Source organism: Pseudomonas emilianonis (assembly GCF_023072625.1).
GTDB classification, from domain to species: Bacteria; Pseudomonadota; Gammaproteobacteria; order Pseudomonadales; family Pseudomonadaceae; genus Aquipseudomonas; species Aquipseudomonas paraveronii.
This window is the reverse complement of record NZ_JAKNRV010000090.1, coordinates 1-16,524: the sequence shown is the minus strand read 5'-3', so window position 1 is coordinate 16,524 and position 16,524 is coordinate 1. Positions and strand designations below refer to the sequence as shown.

At 57.5% G+C, this 16,524-nt stretch carries 15 protein-coding genes; 8 read left to right on the top strand and 7 right to left on the bottom strand.

The genetic code is table 11. The features are described 5' to 3' along the window. Window positions 1–18: 18 nt before the first annotated feature. Complete coding sequence (locus tag L9Z73_RS12035) at window positions 19–1,191, top strand: ribonucleotide-diphosphate reductase subunit beta (protein ID WP_247400627.1); 1,173 nt, start codon at window positions 19–21, stop codon at window positions 1,189–1,191. Window positions 1,192–1,410: 219 nt separating this feature from the next. Here L9Z73_RS12035 and L9Z73_RS12030 read toward each other — a convergent pair whose 3' ends face one another. Further along, window positions 1,411–2,559: a hypothetical protein gene (locus L9Z73_RS12030; RefSeq protein ID WP_247400625.1), complete on the bottom strand. Its 1,149-nt coding sequence runs from the start codon at window positions 2,557–2,559 to the stop codon at window positions 1,411–1,413. Window positions 2,560–2,618: 59 nt separating this feature from the next. After that, the gene (locus L9Z73_RS12025; protein WP_247400623.1) at window positions 2,619–3,473 is read right to left on the bottom strand and encodes a tetratricopeptide repeat protein; all 855 of its coding nucleotides are present in this window, start codon (window positions 3,471–3,473) and stop codon (window positions 2,619–2,621) included. 87 nt (window positions 3,474–3,560) lie between these two features. Here L9Z73_RS12025 and L9Z73_RS12020 point away from each other — a divergent pair, with 87 nt between their 5' ends. Next, a complete protein-coding gene (locus tag L9Z73_RS12020) occupies window positions 3,561–4,604 on the top strand; it encodes a helix-turn-helix transcriptional regulator (RefSeq protein WP_247400621.1) in 1,044 nt (347 codons plus the stop codon). Between the two features lie 125 nt (window positions 4,605–4,729). On the opposite strand, the gene L9Z73_RS12015 is transcribed toward L9Z73_RS12020, so the two are convergent. Beyond that, window positions 4,730–6,685: a DUF262 domain-containing protein gene (locus tag L9Z73_RS12015; RefSeq protein ID WP_247400611.1), complete on the bottom strand. Its 1,956-nt coding sequence runs from the start codon at window positions 6,683–6,685 to the stop codon at window positions 4,730–4,732. Between the two features lie 625 nt (window positions 6,686–7,310). Here L9Z73_RS12015 and L9Z73_RS12010 point away from each other — a divergent pair. From L9Z73_RS12010 to L9Z73_RS12000, 3 genes are all read left to right on the top strand, one after another. Then, on the top strand, window positions 7,311–7,955 hold the full coding sequence (locus L9Z73_RS12010; protein WP_247400609.1) for an HAD-IB family hydrolase: 645 nt from the start codon (window positions 7,311–7,313) through the stop codon (window positions 7,953–7,955). A 136-nt stretch (window positions 7,956–8,091) separates the two neighbouring features. Further along, window positions 8,092–9,045: a hypothetical protein gene (locus L9Z73_RS12005; protein ID WP_247400607.1), complete on the top strand. Its 954-nt coding sequence runs from the start codon at window positions 8,092–8,094 to the stop codon at window positions 9,043–9,045. 156 nt (window positions 9,046–9,201) lie between these two features. Continuing rightward, entirely contained in the window at window positions 9,202–9,582 is a 381-nt protein-coding gene (locus L9Z73_RS12000) for a helix-turn-helix transcriptional regulator (protein ID WP_247400605.1), read from the top strand. 34 nt (window positions 9,583–9,616) lie between these two features. On the opposite strand, the gene L9Z73_RS11995 is transcribed toward L9Z73_RS12000, so the two are convergent. The 3 genes from L9Z73_RS11995 to L9Z73_RS11985 form a co-directional block, all read right to left on the bottom strand. Further along, the gene (locus tag L9Z73_RS11995; RefSeq protein WP_247400594.1) at window positions 9,617–11,122 is read right to left on the bottom strand and encodes an amidase family protein; all 1,506 of its coding nucleotides are present in this window, start codon (window positions 11,120–11,122) and stop codon (window positions 9,617–9,619) included. Between the two features lie 140 nt (window positions 11,123–11,262). Beyond that, window positions 11,263–11,916 (bottom strand): hypothetical protein, encoded by a 654-nt coding sequence (locus L9Z73_RS11990; protein WP_247400592.1) that lies wholly within the window; start codon window positions 11,914–11,916, stop codon window positions 11,263–11,265. Window positions 11,917–12,112: 196 nt separating this feature from the next. Next, window positions 12,113–13,171 carry an MBL fold metallo-hydrolase gene (locus L9Z73_RS11985; RefSeq protein WP_247400590.1) on the bottom strand — a complete coding sequence of 353 codons (1,059 nt, stop codon included), beginning with the start codon at window positions 13,169–13,171 and terminating at the stop codon, window positions 12,113–12,115. Between the two features lie 124 nt (window positions 13,172–13,295). On the opposite strand from L9Z73_RS11985, the gene L9Z73_RS11980 reads away from it, so the two are divergent. The 3 genes from L9Z73_RS11980 (at window position 13,296) to L9Z73_RS11970 (ending at window position 15,813) form a co-directional block, all read left to right on the top strand. After that, on the top strand, window positions 13,296–13,922 hold the full coding sequence (locus L9Z73_RS11980; RefSeq protein WP_247400588.1) for a TetR/AcrR family transcriptional regulator: 627 nt from the start codon (window positions 13,296–13,298) through the stop codon (window positions 13,920–13,922). Between the two features lie 191 nt (window positions 13,923–14,113). Continuing rightward, on the top strand, window positions 14,114–15,172 hold the full coding sequence (locus tag L9Z73_RS11975; protein WP_247400569.1) for a diguanylate cyclase: 1,059 nt from the start codon (window positions 14,114–14,116) through the stop codon (window positions 15,170–15,172). A 116-nt stretch (window positions 15,173–15,288) separates the two neighbouring features. Continuing rightward, entirely contained in the window at window positions 15,289–15,813 is a 525-nt protein-coding gene (locus L9Z73_RS11970) for a DUF1003 domain-containing protein (RefSeq protein ID WP_247400561.1), read from the top strand. 28 nt (window positions 15,814–15,841) lie between these two features. Here the strand turns inward: L9Z73_RS11970 and L9Z73_RS11965 are convergent. Then, the coding region (locus L9Z73_RS11965; RefSeq protein ID WP_247400559.1) for a LysR substrate-binding domain-containing protein at window positions 15,842–16,524 on the bottom strand (683 nt) is incomplete at its 5' end.

Genomic DNA, 16,524 nt, shown 5'->3' with positions numbered 1-16,524 from the left:
GGGCCAGGGCACCGCGAACTGGGGCCCGAACTTCGACGGCACCCTCGACGAACCCCTGGTGTTGCCGGCACGTTTGCCGTCACCGCCAACGACTCCGCCGCGATCATCCGCGCCAAGGCCGCTCTCGACAAACTCGACATCGCCGAAGGCCTCGCCGAACTCGAAGGCGCCTCCGCCCGTGTCGCCGTTGACGAAAAGCGCATGATCAACTGCCGCGCCGACCTCAACCAACTCGTGCCCTTCAAGTACGACTGGGCCTGGCAGAAATACCTCGACGGCTGCGCCAACCACTGGATGCCGCAAGAGGTCAACATGACCGCCGACATCGCCCTGTGGAAAGACCCCGAAGGCCTGACCGATGACGAACGCCGCATCGTCATGCGCAACCTCGGCTTCTTCTCCACCGCCGACTCTCTGGTCGCCAACAACCTGGTCCTGGCCGTGTACCGCCTGATCACCAACCCGGAGTGCCGCCAGTACATCCTGCGCCAGGCCTTCGAAGAAGCGATCCACACCCACGCCTACCAGTACTGCATCGAATCGCTGGCGATGGATGAAGGCGAAATCTTCAACATGTACCACGAGATCCCATCGGTCGCTAAAAAAGCCGCCTGGGGCCTCAAATACACCCGCTCCATCTCCGATCCGAAATTCGAAACCGGCACCGTCGATACCGACAAAGAACTGCTGCGCAACCTGGTCGCCTACTACTGCGTCCTCGAAGGCATCTTCTTCTACTGCGGCTTCACCCAGATCCTGTCCATGGGCCGCCGCAACAAAATGACCGGCGTGGCCGAGCAGTTCCAGTACATCCTGCGCGATGAGTCGATGCACCTGAACTTCGGGATCGACGTGATCAACCAGATCAAAATCGAAAACCCACACCTGTGGGACGCCGAGATGAAGGAAGAAGCGACCCAGATGATCCTGCAAGGGACGCAACTGGAGATCGAATACGCACGCGACACCATGCCACGCGGTGTACTCGGCATGAACGCGGCGATGATGGAGGACTACCTCAAGTTCATCGCTAACCGTCGTCTGTCGCAGATTGGCTTGAAGGAAGAGTATCCAGGGACGACCAACCCGTTCCCATGGATGAGCGAGATCATGGACTTGAAGAAAGAGAAAAACTTCTTCGAGACCCGTGTGATCGAGTATCAGACTGGCGGTGCGTTGAGCTGGGATTGATTCTTCAGCCCGTGAAATCGCATCAAAACCTGAACCCGCCTCATCAACAATGAAACGGGTTCTGCAAAAAGGGCTGCCAACTGGCAGCCCTTTTTTGTTTTTGCGTTGGCGCAAATGCGCGCCTTCACACAGTTGATTTGCAAAGCGTCCTGGCGGTGTATCTCGCAGGTGAGTGAGCCAGTGCGTCGGACTTCTTTAGACCGGCCTCTCCTCCAACTCTCACTTACCGGGTAGATCGAGGTCTACATAAGCGAACAACGGCAGGTCATACAGATCACCGAACAGCTGATAGATCTTCGCAGAAGCGTCGATCAGTTTTTTTACACTGCCAGCGTGATGCATCAGGTTTATATGCTTGTTGTGGTCCCGGCTCATTGCACTTAACGCCTCATAGACCCGGGCATCCGGTACACAGCAGAACTCGCCTGGAATTGAGGGATAAAGCTGACAACGCAACTCTCGCATGATCAGCGGGATCTTTATCAGCATACTTTTCTGGCTAGTCCCCAAGCCTTTTAATGAACGCATATAGTCGAAAAAATCCGCGTATTGGCGAGTGGTGATCATGACGTCGATCTCACGTTTGATACTGTCCCAGTGTTGGGCAAGTATCCCTACACTCGCGTAAACATCTTTCCTGAAACTGACCTGCTTGCGGGTCTCGGGGGCCAGGCACTGACCTAAGGTCTGCGCCATGGAGACCTCGCGGTTACTGCACTCTACTTCTACAAATGCATTGTTTTTCCATAACGCAGGAATGTCTTTGTGAGCCAGCTTCATCCAGGCCACAAAATAGACGGCATTCTCCCAAGGGCCTGTCCGAGACCACACCACCGCCAGGACAAACAGGAGAAACAGATCCTTTTCCTTTCGAAGATCCAGGCTCAGTGAACGACCATCCAACAGAGGAATTTTAAAGTCAGCAACCCAACCTCGATAGCTTCCGGCCTCATTGAGGTTGGCATAGGCAAGGTTCGGCGACGCAGCCTTGAAGCGGTCGATCAGCCAGGCGGCCGCCTCCATTTCTTCACAATCAGGCACAGTAATCGTGGACGCCTGAGTGTGCTCGGCGTGAGGCTTTGAAATCACGCTCAGTCCAGTGCAACGATGCCCGGTCGATGGACAGTTCATTTTGACGCGATCAAAACGGCCGGTGGCGAGCAACTGGTCGACCACTTGCGTTTCCGCTTGCATCTGGTCTTTTCGATGAGCCCCATTGGTTCTAATCCAGTAATCCAACGAGTCCGGCTTATTGTGCTCGGTCAACACGACCGTGATGGGACCCAACACCATGGAACCCCCCAACCCCTCAACTTTTGCAACCAGAGCATCAATACTGAAGGAGCCGCCGTCTCTCAACGTAATCATTACCCGTCCTTAATTTTTTTCATTTAAAACACTGTTGAATACTGCGACCTACGCCCACGTTACCGGCACTCAAGTACATCTCGCAGACCTTCGGCATATGAGGCCCAAAATAAACGCATACGTCCCTGAGGATCCGGCATGTACAGCCCATCTTCATAAAAATATTCCAAGGCATCCGCCGCCGCGGCATCACCACTGAGCGCAGCTCGCTGCAACCAAAAAAGCCCCTTTGAGACGTGACGCGAAACGCCATTGCCCTCCAGGTAACTCTTCCCAAGGCGTGCAAACGCAGCAGTGTCGCCGGCACGAGCAGCTTTTCGGTACCAACGAAATGCCTTCCGGTTATCGGCCTCAACCTGTGAATCTTCACAACTGCCTTCTCGATTCCGCGCGTCGTAAAGCCATGCGACCTCCAAAGCAGCCTCGCGGATGCCTCCTTTAAACGCCTTTTTCAGCCAGCGCTGGGCCATTTGCTCATCGACGGCAACACCTATTCCGTAGGTATACAGCTGCCCCAGATTGAAAAAGGCTTCAGATAATTCGTCCGCCGCAGCCAGCCGAAAAAGGTGCAGGGCCATCGCTGGATCCTCGATCAACGTGCGCCCATCCAGCCATAACCAACCGAGGTCATTTAGTGCCTCTGCATCATGCTCGAGTGCTGCTCGTCGAAGCTGCGCATAGAGCAGGAGAAATGATTCTCGTGCCAAGGGCGCATTCAAAGGATTCATAGCCTTCGCTTCAGCGTATGACACAGCCCCATGACGCTCATACATTTCAACAATCCGCAGAGTCGGCATGCCCAATCCCGCCCCCAGACCGTCATGTGCACTGGATTCACGGAACTCCAGCACTTCAGGCTCGGGCAGAAAAGCTTCAAGTATGTTGACGACATTTGCAGGCTGGGGCGTGGCCATTTCTCGGCTCCGGCATCGGATTGATTTCTCGAAAGGAATCATCCACCCTCTGAACGACAAACTGTGTCGCGATAGAGGAAGCATGAGATGTCAGGAAAACGCCTGGAAGAGAGGTTTCGCCTCGATCTACTCCTGGCAATGATTCCCACACGGGGCGGCACGGCAACGCCGTCCGGCTTGCGCGTGACACAGTTCCAAGAAAGACTTCGCGCCCAGTCCATCGAGGTGGACAACCGGACGATTCAGCGCAACCTCAAAGCCCTGCTAGAGGACAAACGCTACGGTATCAAGCGCAAAAAGGAAGGCCGGGAATACGTGTATTGGGCCGATAAGGAGCTGTCGAGGTTCGTGCTCAAACCCACTGATGCAATGAATTTGATCATGGTCATCGACCATGCCCGCCCGTACACCAGCCGCACGCTAGGCGGTAATCTTCAGGAGCTGTACGAGCACGCCCAGTCGATTTTGAACAAACATTCCCACCGACTGTATGACTGGACCAAGAAGGTGGTCAGCAACACCCGTTTTCTGAATTTACAGCCGGGATTGGTCGAGCCTCAGGTCTTTCAAACCATCCAGGACGCCTTGCTGGAGGGGAGCATGCTGGATGTGCTGTACCAGCCACGCGGCGCGCCAACCCCCAAGCCTTATCGGTTGACACCATTGGGCCTGTCCTTTCAGGACGCCAACATCTACCTGTCACTCGTCGTCGATGGCAGAGACCCGGACACGCCTTATGCCTGGCCAGTACACCGATTCAAATCCGCAAAAGCGGCGGGTTTTGAACCCGCTCAGGTACCCGCTGAGTACGACATTCGCAATACCCGTTCATTGAAGAGCTTGATTGGGCTGGAGACCGAACACCCCATCCAGTTGGAGTTGCTGATCGATGAAAAGATGTTTCAGCGCCTGAGCGAGAACTGGCTCAGTCCACAACAGCTTTTACAGCCCTACGACACGGAACGCTGGCACCTGAGTTGCGAACTGCATTTGAGCCAGGGGTTGCGACTTTGGATTTTGAGTCAAGGCGCCAGCGTTGAGGTTCTTAAGCCAGCAGCACTCAGAGAGGAGATCCTTGCAGAAATCGAACAGATGTCGGCGCTGTATCGTGTAAAAAGCGCGGAGACCTAACGCTTGTTCGCTCCACACCCGACAGCGCTTGCGCCACAGCAAACAAATACTTTCACCTTGCAGGCGTACCGCCCCCACTCGCAAGTGTGATCCGGTACGCCCTTCGGTTCATTCAAACACAACCCTCAGTTTTCTTGAGCAGCAGCCGCTTCCCGCTGAATTTGCGTGTACCCAATGAAAGACTTCAACGACCAACGATCTTGGGCAAACGTGATGAACCGTTGCTCTTGATGGTCATTTAACTCGCAATGAAGGTCGTGATAAAAATTGATCGTCCGCCTTCTGCCATCAAAACTTTCGATCAACGAATGCGTGTCAGAAGCCATTTTTCGAACTTGATGAAGTTCTGTAGGCGGTTCTTCCCCGAGTCCTTCGCAGTAACGTGGAAGTTTGCTTTCCAGGTCATCGTTGTTTCCCTGAATGTTCAGGCGCAATTCCAGTAGAACAAAATTACCTAACCGGCGCCGTTGGTACTTATCTTGTTTACGGTTGTTTTCCCCCTCACCATTTCTATTTTCTGTCGCCCAGAGGTGCTCCACCGAGTAATAGTCTGAGGTTTTACCCTCCGAAACCCCGAGCAGAATTTTATCAATTTGAATCGTTTTTCGCGGTTGAAGCTTCGCCTCGTAGTTCATGAGGAAATACCGCAAACCACGCCACTTGTAAAAATCGTCGGGGCTGTCAGCGTCCAGAGAGAACGATTTAATAAACCGGTGATCCGCCGCCAGCCAATGGATAAAATCAACGAGCCGGTACTCCAACACATCCTCATCGGTTTCCAAACGGATGCGCCCGACCTTAAGCTCTTCGGGTGCAAGCGCGGCCAACAGCGCGGAGTGGTAGTAATGTGCCGCATACCAATAGAGATCGCCCTGCCCCGTGTCGTTACGTGACGTCATGTTCCGCGCCATGTAGACCCGGAAATTGAGGATCTCCAACAACCGAAGCAACTTATGCAGGCGCTCGCCCGCGCCCTGCAATTTGATCACCATCGCCAAGAACAGCGGCATAATCGACGCATGTCGTGCCTGCGCCCGGATTTGATCAAGAAGCACCACCATCTCAGGCTCTAAACCTGCGTGATCACGCCCATACAGGCGTTGATACCAGAGCGCGGCGGTTTTCATAAACTGCACAAAGTCGGCAATTTTTTTGATGACCGACTCGCGGGGTAAATCCTCAGTCAGACAGCTGTCGAGGTTTACTCGCTTTTTCAGCTCGTCATAACCGTATTGGCTATCGGTTTTATTCAGTTTGAAATGCACGACTAGGCAGTAACGGAGGAATGCACTTTCGTCGCCGGCTGAGGTTTTGCCTGCGATGTTCAAGGCCCTTAGGATTTCTGACCAATCCTGATCGATAGTGTCCCTGAGCGAAGCCGCAGACAGTTTCACACAGCAGTAGATTAAGTAGTTTTTAACCTTCTCCAACTCGCTAAGCGCTTTGCCTCTGTTGTTGATGACCTCGAACATGATCCCCGTTTCGGCATCTTCTTCAGGCGCGAACACCAGAAAGCCGAGCCGGGACTCAAGGATTTCCCTGATCCGCTGCGGCTCAATTCCCAGAGCAACTTTGTCCTCAAGCCACTTCTTAATCGAGACTCTGGCACCGAGTAATCGTTGGTGCGCCTCAAGTTTAATCGGACTGTTATCGAGGTTGCCTTCAGCCATCACCACACGTTCGAAAAACAACCGTGTGTCCGAGTTTAAGCGCAAGACAGCGCGATCATTGCCAAGCTCACCACGGCGTATATACAGCGCGGTAAACGCTGCCCGCTCTTCGATAGGCAGCGACTCGCAAAGCAGGTACAGAAAAATGGCAAGCGTGGTCAGCCGCTGCTGACCATCCACGACGTGAAAGGCGTTGTCTGTCGCATGTTTCGGACGACTGAGGACGAGTGTGCCGGTGTAGTGACGTAATGCGGCACCATCCAGCATCAAGTGATCGACGTCCTTGAGCAGTTCATCGACCTGCTTTTTATCCCAAGCGTAGCCACGCTGATAATCCGGAATGGTGAAAAAACGATCCGAAAAGATGCTCGGCAGCGTCAGCAGTTGAGCGCCAAATCCTTGTGTGGTCATTACGGTGTATCGCTCCTTGAATGGCGGGCTTGCAGAGAACGTGAGAGATCACGTGCCAATTCAGCGCCATCAGTCACCTTCAGTGACTGATTGATCGTTGTTAAAAACGGCCCAGTTGAGCAACCCTACTTAGCGGGCGGACCATGATGCCACTATGCCTCCATCGTACTCAGCGGTAAATTCTTATTACGAATTGGGTTTAGGTGTTCGCTAGAGGCGCTAGCCCAGCGGCAACCACTACGATTTCGTTACGGCCCCAGGTAAATCGGTAATAACCGTAAACACTTCGCTTGACGATCAATGAGGTTCAGTCAAAGGCTGGGGAATGGGCAGTCAAACCGCTCGGGTGCACAAACACGCGCCGGCTCGGAGGTTCGGTGCCCGCGACCCTGGTCGCCCGACGGGGCGGTATCTGGATCAGCGCAATGCTGGACGTCTCACGACGTTCATTCCTATGCCCGACCGGGTAAACTGCCCCGATCATTGTCGGCAAAAGAACAACAGCACTGCCCATGGCCGATCTGAATTGCATAACCGTTATTCGCCTGAACCCATGCAATGGGTACCAGTCACATCGTTATGAGAACCCGCGCTACCTGATCAAGGACCACCCGTGAACCCAGACATGCTCGAAGCCGGCCCCGTGGATGCCAAAGTACTTTCCGTCTTTGACTTCGACGGCACCCTGACCCATCACGACAGTTTCGTGCCCTTCCTCAAGTTTGCCTTTGGCCCCGGCGAGTTCTACGGCCGGATGGTCAAGCTGGCGCTGCCTGGGCTGCGGTTTCTTGTACGGCAGATCAGCCGGGATGAGTTGAAGGCGCAGTTGATCCGTACCTTTATGACCGGGGTGGAGAAGGCGTGGGTGCAGCAGAAGGCCGAGGAGTACTGCCAGCGCAATTGGGCGCGGTTGATGCGGCCGGCGGGGGTGCTTTCGGTGGAGCAGGAGCTGGGCTCGGGGGCGGTGGTGACCTTATGTTCGGCGTCGCCGGCATTGGTGTTGCAGCCGTTTGCCGATCGGCTTGGGATCAAGTTGATCGGGACCGAGCTTGAGGTGCTCGACGGCGTATTGACCGGCAGGCTCACAGGGAATAACTGCCGGTGCGAGAACAAGGTGCTGCGGCTTGAGGCGGAGTATGGGGACCTGGGGGAGTATCGGCTCCGGGCCTGGGGCGATACGCGCGGGGATCGGGAGTTGCTGGCGGCGGCGCAGGATGCACATTTTCGGCATTTTCACGGGAAGAAGAAGCAGGCCAGGCTGCAGCGGTGATACGGGCGGCGGGTTAGGCGGGAGATCGAATCGATCCCATCGCCGCCTCGCTGGGGCGCGATAGGTTGCGGTTTCCTGCTGATATCTGCGTAATATCCGACTCTCTAGTAGCCAAACTTCTCACGGACCCGAGCCCATGAAATTCGACACGGCCTACAGCCTGAGTCTCGACGACAAGCTGTCGATCTATGACGTGCGAGAGTTGAATTTCGACGAAACCGACGCCTACGACTCTGACCAGGACAGCTTCCTCTGTCCCAACGCTGAATGCCGCGCGGCCTTTGAAGCGGGCAACGTGCTGAGCACTTTCAACGCGAAAAACGTCAATTACCGGCGCACCCCGCATTTTAAAAACACCCCAGGCACCCGGCATATCGAGGGTTGCCGTTACGTCAGCCGCCACAAGCCGGCTACGGACGACAGCGAGGACGAGCGCGAGGAACACTTCCCATCGGAATTTGTCCTGACCCGGCGCACCTACCCGCGCAAAACCCCGCTGGCGGGCACTGAAGGGCAAGCGCCACAAGACCCGGCGAATCCCCCTTCAGCCCGCACCAGCGTGTCTGTCGGTTCCAACGACACTACCCCGGATAAAACCAGTGTGTTCGCCCACCCGGTGGAATGCTACGTGTCGAACCTCGACGACAAGGACAAGCTCAAGGCGATGCCGCTGAAGATCGGCGAGCATACTGCGTCTTATGCGGCGTTTTTCAAGAAGATCGAGTACCTGCAGGACAACCACGGCCTGATCTATTGGGGCAGGATCAAAGCGATCAAGGACTACACCAGCAGCTTTCGCATCGACTTCGAAAAGAAGGTATGGCTCGACAAGAAGCCCTACTCGGTCAACGTCTACCTGAACAAAAAACTCATCGAGAGTTACCGCAAGCGCACAGCGTTCCTCGAGCAGATCAAGGCTGCAGCCAGCAGCGAACGGCCGTTATATTGCTTCTTTTACGGGGTGACGCCGCAGTTCAAGCAGGTACCGAGCAAGAAAAACCCCGAGCAGACATTCGGGGTGTTCAGCGCGGATATCGAGAATCTGGATCATTTGATTATTCGCGAAGTGCCGGGGGCTGAGGCGAGTTAGCCAATGCAGCGTTCGACCCGAACAGGAATACCACCGTGCTAGCCTCAAAACAGAGCGGTGTCGGCGCCGGGAAAAATTCCAGTTGATGAGCGGTCAAAACAACTGTACAAAAACACAGTATAGTTTGCCCTCCCCGTCGAACCCTGGAGACAACCCATGTCCTCTCTGGCAATGAGCTCTTTCGTAGAACAGCAAATCGTCCTGCATCAATTCACCGCCAAGCACAGCGTGCAGGCCCGCGTCATGCTGGGCTGGAGCCGCGAAGAGCTGTCGCGCCAGGCCGGCGTGGCGGTGGATGCGATTCAACGGTTTGAAACCCAGGGCGACGTGGAGGATGACGTCCGCCTGACCCTGGCGTTTCGCCTGGAGGCCGAAGGGTTGGTGTTTTTCCCGGGTTTTGCGCCTGGATGGGGGATGAGTGCGCGCAAGTTTGACACTCCGCCAAGTGAACCCGCGGCACAAAACATCATGTCTCGATTGATGGGTTCGGCAGCGGCATCAATTGATTCACCAACCCCTCAACCGACACGTGCGTAGAGTCCAGAACAGAGTGTAAGCATTGCCTGGCGGTTTAGAGGCTGGGTCTGGAGACCTTCTGTGCTGCCTGCTCATAGCCATGGCCCACAGCAAGCAGTGTGGGTTCAGCCCCACGGGCACCAAAGAAGTACGCACTGGTCGGCATACCGTCCTCATTCTTCCCGGACGGCACGCAAATCCCTGGGTAGCCGGCCACCGCCACTGCGAAGTAGCTGTTCGTATCAAAGTCCGAGACCACGGCGTCGAGGTTTTCCCGGTCGATCAGTTCATCCACCGTGCCACGAAAATCCTGGATCATTGCGTCCCATAGCGGCTGGCGCTCGTCGGCGGTGAGGGTGGACGCGTCGATCTCCTTGAGTGTCGGTTGGTGATCGGTTTCGGTGCCATCGCGTTTTTCGTTGAACGCGATCAACTCGGGCACGGACTTGACCGGCAACCCCTCGCGCTTGCCCAGGTAGTCGTTCAATTCGTCCTTCACATCGGCGAACAAAAGTTCGTCATAGCGTGAGGCGTCGGCCAATCGCATATCGACCGGCACCAGAACCGCGCCTTGCGTGCGAAGCACTTCAAGCGTTTGGCTGAATTGCGGACTGTTATCCACCGGTAAACGTTCGCCATTCGCGGAAAAGGTCACGGGATAACCGATACGCCTGTCCTGCAAGGCACCAGGCTTGAGCAACGCGGTGTAATCAATACCTTGGGGAGCATTCACACCCGCAGAATCGAGAGGGTCGCGGCCCGACATGGCGTTAAGCATCAACGCAGCATCAAACACCGAGCGCGCCATCGGACCTGGCGTGTCCTGTCGATGGCTGGCTGGAATGATGCCGCTGCGGCTCAACAAACCCACACCAGGCTTGAAACCAACCACCCCGTTGAACGCCGCGGGCACGATGATCGAGCCATTGGTCTCGGTACCCACCGCCAAGGGGGCGAAGCCTGCGGCGACCGCAGCGGCCGACCCCGAACTTGAGCCGCCCACCTCTGCGCCTGCTTGATGAGGGTTACGCGTTTGCCCGCCCCGCGCACTCAAACCATCGGGCCCACCGCGAAAGCCAGCCAGTTCCGTCAAGTTGGTTTTACCCAGGATCACGGCTCCCTGTTGGCGCAGTCGCTCGACGATAAAAGCGTCCTTGGACGCCGCCCTACCCACCAACCCAAAGGCGCCGGCACTGGTTTGCTGGCTGTCCCCCGTCTCGATAGTGTCCTTGAGCAACACGGGAATGCCATGCAGCGGCCCACGGACCTTGCCACTGGCGCGCTCCAGATCAAGCGCGCGGGCAATCTGTAACGCCTCGGGGTTGAGTTCAATGATCGAGCTTAATTTGGGGTCCAGCTTACGAATGCGCGCCTGCAGATAACTGACCAGATCTGCCGAAGTGAGCCCACCGGGCCGGGCCATTTGCTCGCTGAGCTCGCGAACGCTGGCGTATTCCGTTCCCGGGGAAACCGGCGCTGAAGCTCCCGATGAAAACTGCACAGGCAGCAACCGCTGCACCTGGTTAACAAACACACCCATGCCATAACCAATACCCAACATGAAGCACCTCCTGGAAGGGGTAAGAAACGATGAAGGACCAACATTGATCCGCACACCAGTCTAAAAACCCCACTCCACCCAGGCTGCGCGACGCAGGTCGTTCAAACCGTAGGATTGTTCAACGCAGCGGGTAGCGTTGCCTACACCTCAGTCAAGCGACGCGCGCTGCGATAACCCTGCACCAGCACCTTCAGCGAGTCTTTCGCCCACTGCGCGCCATAGAACCACAGCATCGCCCCGCCCCCCAGTGGCTCACCAAGGCTCGGGTAGCCGCTCCAGCACGCGGCATGGAACGCAGCGCTCTGGCTCTCGGACACCAGTGCATCGAGCCGATACTCGCTCACACGCTCGTCGATTTCATTGCGCGAATGCAGGGTGAAGCGCAGGGTGTCATCAGCCCGCTCTGCAGGCACCGCCACCAGTTGGGCCCCGGCCCGACGCAGCATGCCCAGCGCTTCCAGGAAGGCTGCGCTGTGCTCAATCGGCGTCTGATCATTGCCATGCACAAGCCGATCGGCGAACCCCACGCGACTGCCGGCCAACGAGTGGGTGACGGTGGGAGTGCCGGTGTGCTGCACCAAGGGGGCTTCCACCCTGCCCGCTTCACTGGGGTCGACACCACTCAAGGCGATCAGTGACAGCGCGGCGTCGCGCACGGGTTTTAGCGGCAGGGCCGGCACGTTATAGCCGGGGATTACGACGCCGGCACCAAGATGCGCATCAGGGACGTAGCCGATGCCCAGTGCAGTCGTGGTCCCCGTTTCGATGTGAGTGTTGGAGGGGGCATGCGTCAAACTCGCCGGTTCCGCACAGGCGGGTAAAAACGCTTCCCGCCGACAAGACATAGGCGACTGCAAAGACTTCCCACATTTATTGTCCATCAGAGCCGACTCCCGGAAATTGACTTTCCCGAGATCATCGCACTCTCATCTGGCGTTTGTCGTAGGCCTGAAACACCTTGAAAATTCCTTTTTCCGATTTCCCCGACCGTCAGTTCACTAGCCCTTCTTCGCTGCCCTGAACCTCCACCTCCAACCACCACGCAACGCCTCGCTCGGGCTGGTTCAAACTGAACGCCTGCCCCATGGCCGGTGTGGTAATCGACACGTTGCGCTCCCACGCCAACGCCATGATGCGGTCGAAAGGCTCGTGCCAGGCATGGAAGGCCAGGTCGAAGGTGCCATTGTGAATCGGCAGCAGCCAGCGGCCCTTGAGGTCGATGTGCGCCTGTAGGGTTTGCTCCGGCTGCATGTGTACGTGGGGCCAGTCGACGTTGTAAGCACCGGTTTCCATCAGGGTCAGATCAAACGGTCCGTACTGTTCGCCGATGCGTTTGAAGCCGTCGAAATAGCCGGTGTCACCGCTGAAAAAGATGCGTCGCGCGCCATCGATCATCACCCAGGAACACCACAGCGTCTGGTTACTATCAAACAAGCCGCGCCCGGAAAAATGCTGTGCAGGGGTGGCGACAAAATGAATGCCATCGACTTCACTGCGCTGCCACCAATCCAGTTGCCGCACCTGGCTGGCATCCACGCCCCACTTCACCAGGATGTCGCCGACGCCCAGCGGTGCGAGGAAGTAGCGGGTCTTGTCGGCCAGTTGGATGACGGCCTTGCGGTCGAGGTGGTCGTAATGGTTGTGGGAAAGAATCACCGCCTCCAAGGGCGGCAGGTCTTCAAGGCTGATCGGCGGTGCATGGAATCGCTTGGGGCCGGCCCAACTGAACGGCGAAGCGCGCTCGGCGAATACCGGGTCGGTCAGCCAGAATTTGCCGCGCATTTTCAGCAGCACGGTGGAATGCCCCAGACGAAACACACTATGGTCGGGAGCGGCCAATAGCTGTTCGCGGGTCAGCGGTTGCACCGGAATCGCCCCTACCGGCCGCGTGTTGCGCGGCTTGTGAAACAGCATCTTGTAGAAAATGCCCAAGGTTTTGCCGAAGCCTGCGCGCTGTACGGGGGCATGGTTACTGAAGGTGCCCTGTTCCTGTTGAGCAGGCTTGGGTAGCACAGGCGAGGGAGCGAGACGGGTTGAAATCGTGGCCATTACCAGGTAACTCCTACGGACCGCTCATAAAATTACACTACACAGTGTAGTTTCAAGATTGCAACAAAACCCGGAGCAAGTAAACTACCGAGTGTAATTTTCCTCTTAGAGTAGATCCCTGTCCATGACTGCCCCTCAACGCCTCACCGACCGCAAGCGCGAAGCCATCCTGGCCGCCGCTATCGCTGAGTTTCGGGTCAACGGGTTCGAGGTCACCAGCATGGACAAGATCGCCGCCACCGCCGGCGTTTCCAAGCGCACGGTGTACAACCACTTCCCCAGCAAGGAAGAGTTGTTCGCCGAAATCCTGCATCAACTCTGGGCCAGCAGCGTCGCGCAACTCGACGTGAACTACGCCAACGATCGCCCGCTGCGTGAACAACTGCGCGGCTTGCTGCAAGCCAAGATGAAGATGATGTCGGACGCTAACTTCCTCGACCTGGCCCGGGTCGCCATCGCCGCCACCATTCACTCGCCGGAACGCGCCCAGGACATGGTCAACCGCTTGAGCCTGCGCGAAGAAGGCTTTACTCAGTGGGTGCGCGCCGCCCAGGAAGATGGCCGGCTCACGTGTACCGACCCGGCCTTCGCCGCGCACCAGATTCAAAGCCTGCTCAAGGCGTTCGCATTCTGGCCGCAGATCACCCTGGGCCAACCCACCCTCGACGTCACCGACCAGGCCCGAGTGATCGAGTCGGCAATCGATATGTTTCTGGCCGGCTACGAAGCTGGCGCTCGCCGCTCGCAGTAAACAACCGTTGCATATGCGACATCCCTGGTCGTTTTTGGCCTATTTGCCCTCTGTTTTGCGCGAATGGCCTGGAAGGCCACTGATTATTCCTACGCAAATAACTGACAATATTCACAAGTATTATCCGATCAACGGTTCTCCCTGCACGCGCGCGCGGCCGAATCTGCGAAAAAGAGCTGACCCGGAAATCTATGGAAAACAGACGAGGCAAAGGGCTTTCATTTGCCAGGCGTATTTACAAGCCAAGGATCATCGGCCTGGGTATCGGCTGCCTCAGTGTCTTCGGCGGCTTGTACCCGCTCGCGATGCCGAGCTGGGTGTGGGCGTTCCTGCTGTTCAATGGGCTCGCGTGGGCACATGTGGCGTACCAGCTGTCAATCCGCTCCCCCTTCCCCTACCAGGCCGAACAGCGCAACATTTTGTATGACTCGTTGTGCGGCGGTTTCTGGGCCGCCGCCGCTCAGTTCACGCCGCTGACGACCGTGACCATCCTTTCGATGATGACCATGAACAACTTCGCCGCTGGCGGCAGTCGCCTGTTCCTGCGCGGTTTGCTCGCGCAGGGCGCAGGGATCGGGGTGGCATGGGCGCTGTTCGGCATGCGCTTCAACCCCGACGTCAGCCCGCTCCAGGTCTACACCTGCCTGCCGATGTTGACGTTGTACCCCATGGCCATCGGCTGGGTCTGCTACGAATTGGCGATCAAACTGTCGGAACATAAACGTGCCCTCAGCGCACTGAGCCGCACCGACAGCCTCACCGGCCTGCTCAACCACGGTTCGTGGAAAGATCTGCTGCACCTCAAGTTCCACAAGTGCCAGCAGCAACAAAGCCACGCCACCATCGCACTGATTGATATCGATCACTTCAAACAAATCAATGACTCTCACGGCCATATCGTCGGCGACGCCGTGCTGCGGCAACTGAGCGTGGAGATACGGCGCAACCTGCGGAAAAACGATTTGGCCGGCCGTTACGGAGGCGACGAGTTCTGTGTGATTCTTCCGCAAATGCCCTTGGAAGAAGCCGCACGGGTCATGGAGCGTATACGCGAAACCTTCAGCAATTACCGTAACCCGCAAATCCCCGAGCTGCGCGTGAGCCTGAGCATCGGCCTGGCCGATTTCCAACTCGTCTTCACCGATGCCGCCACCTGGCTGAATGCGGCGGATCGCGCGTTGTACGCGGCCAAAGACACCGGGCGTAACCGGGTCAATGCCAGCAACTACGCGATCGCCCATTCCGCCTGAGGTTTTCACCCTACTCCTCGTAGGCAACCATGTCGTCCCCAGGTTATTCATGCGTAAGACAGATCGCCAAGGCTATAGTGGACACCTGTCTTAAACATTGATGACCCGAGTTCTCCATGACCCCCACACCCGACAAACCCAAAGACGTCCCCGTCGATTATCTGCGCTTCCATCGACGCCACGCCCACCTGGCGCCGACCTTTGGCAACGACACCTTCGCCCTCAAGGCCGAGGCCTTCGCACGCTTCTTCGGCACACCGACTTTCCTCGGCGCACAAACCTTGATCGTGGCCGTGTGGATTGTGCTCAACGTCACCGGCATCACGCACTTCGACGTCTACCCGTTCATCCTGCTCAACCTGGCCTTCAGCCTGCAAGCGGCCTACGCGGCGCCGCTGATCCTGCTGGCCCAGACACGCCAGGCCGCTCGCGACAAAGCCCAGTCCGAGGCCGACGCGCAGCACCGTGAAGCGCTGGCCGTCGCCAATGCCGAGCGCCAGGCCGAGACGCAGAACACCAGCAAACAGCTGTTGGAACTGCTGGAGCAGAACACCCGGCTGACGGAAATGACCAAGCAACTGACCGAGCGTATCGAGACCCTGACGTGTGAGATGCATGAGCAGTTTGTGCGAAAACCGTAAATCCACCAGACATTCAGCCGGCGGGGTGTCAGGGGCTCAAGCGCACATGCCGCCCCAATTGATCAAACAGCGTGACCACCGAGCGCAATGCCCGGCAATCGGGGCGCGTCAGCAGCCATAGCGCCGTGTCATGCCCCGCCAAAGCGGGGCCCAGCGGTTGCAGGCGTTCATCCAACAGAAAATCCGGCAGCGCTGCCACGCCCAGCCCCGCCCGCACCAGTTCGGTGACCGACAACATGCTGTTGCAGCGATAGCTGGGACGCACGCCCGGCAACTGCGCACGGCGCCAGGCGACGGTGGGGTGATCGGGCAGGAAGTCATCCGGCGCGATCCAGGCCAGCTCCGCCAGCTCGCGTCCTGCGTGCTGACGCGCAAAATCTGTGCTGGCGCACACCTGATACCGCACGGTGCCGAGGCAACGCCCTACCAGATGCTCCGGTGGTGTGCGGGTCAGGCGCAGGGCGATGTCGGCATCGCGGCGGCTGAGGTTGGCGAAATCATTGGAGGTGCTCAGTTCCAGGGTCAGCGCCGGGTAATCCGGCATGAACTGCGCCAGCGCCGGCAGCAACAAGCCTTGCAGCACCGAGTCGGTGCAGGTCAGGCGCACGGTGCCGCTGATCACTTCACCGCCCTGTTCCACGCCGATGCGCGCAGCCTCCAGGGCTTGTTCGGCGCGTTCGGCCTGCTGCGCCAGGTGGCTGGCCAGGCTGG

Bases quoted from the DNA above. Each gene is read 5' to 3' on its own strand.
- L9Z73_RS12010 (WP_247400609.1), top strand. From the start codon at position 7,311: ATGCTCGAAGCCGGCCCCGTGGATGCCAAAGTACTTTCCGTCTTTGAC.
- L9Z73_RS12025 (WP_247400623.1), bottom strand. From the start codon at position 3,473: ATGGCCACGCCCCAGCCTGCAAATGTCGTCAACATACTTGAAGCTTTT.
- L9Z73_RS11975 (WP_247400569.1), top strand. From the start codon at position 14,114: ATGGAAAACAGACGAGGCAAAGGGCTTTCATTTGCCAGGCGTATTTAC.
- L9Z73_RS12015 (WP_247400611.1), bottom strand. From the start codon at position 6,685: ATGACCACACAAGGATTTGGCGCTCAACTGCTGACGCTGCCGAGCATC.
- L9Z73_RS11985 (WP_247400590.1), bottom strand. From the start codon at position 13,171: ATGGCCACGATTTCAACCCGTCTCGCTCCCTCGCCTGTGCTACCCAAG.
- L9Z73_RS11980 (WP_247400588.1), top strand. From the start codon at position 13,296: ATGACTGCCCCTCAACGCCTCACCGACCGCAAGCGCGAAGCCATCCTG.
- L9Z73_RS11995 (WP_247400594.1), bottom strand. From the start codon at position 11,122: ATGTTGGGTATTGGTTATGGCATGGGTGTGTTTGTTAACCAGGTGCAG.
- L9Z73_RS12020 (WP_247400621.1), top strand. From the start codon at position 3,561: ATGTCAGGAAAACGCCTGGAAGAGAGGTTTCGCCTCGATCTACTCCTG.
- L9Z73_RS12030 (WP_247400625.1), bottom strand. From the start codon at position 2,559: ATGATTACGTTGAGAGACGGCGGCTCCTTCAGTATTGATGCTCTGGTT.
- L9Z73_RS12000 (WP_247400605.1), top strand. From the start codon at position 9,202: ATGTCCTCTCTGGCAATGAGCTCTTTCGTAGAACAGCAAATCGTCCTG.
- L9Z73_RS12005 (WP_247400607.1), top strand. From the start codon at position 8,092: ATGAAATTCGACACGGCCTACAGCCTGAGTCTCGACGACAAGCTGTCG.
- L9Z73_RS11970 (WP_247400561.1), top strand. From the start codon at position 15,289: ATGACCCCCACACCCGACAAACCCAAAGACGTCCCCGTCGATTATCTG.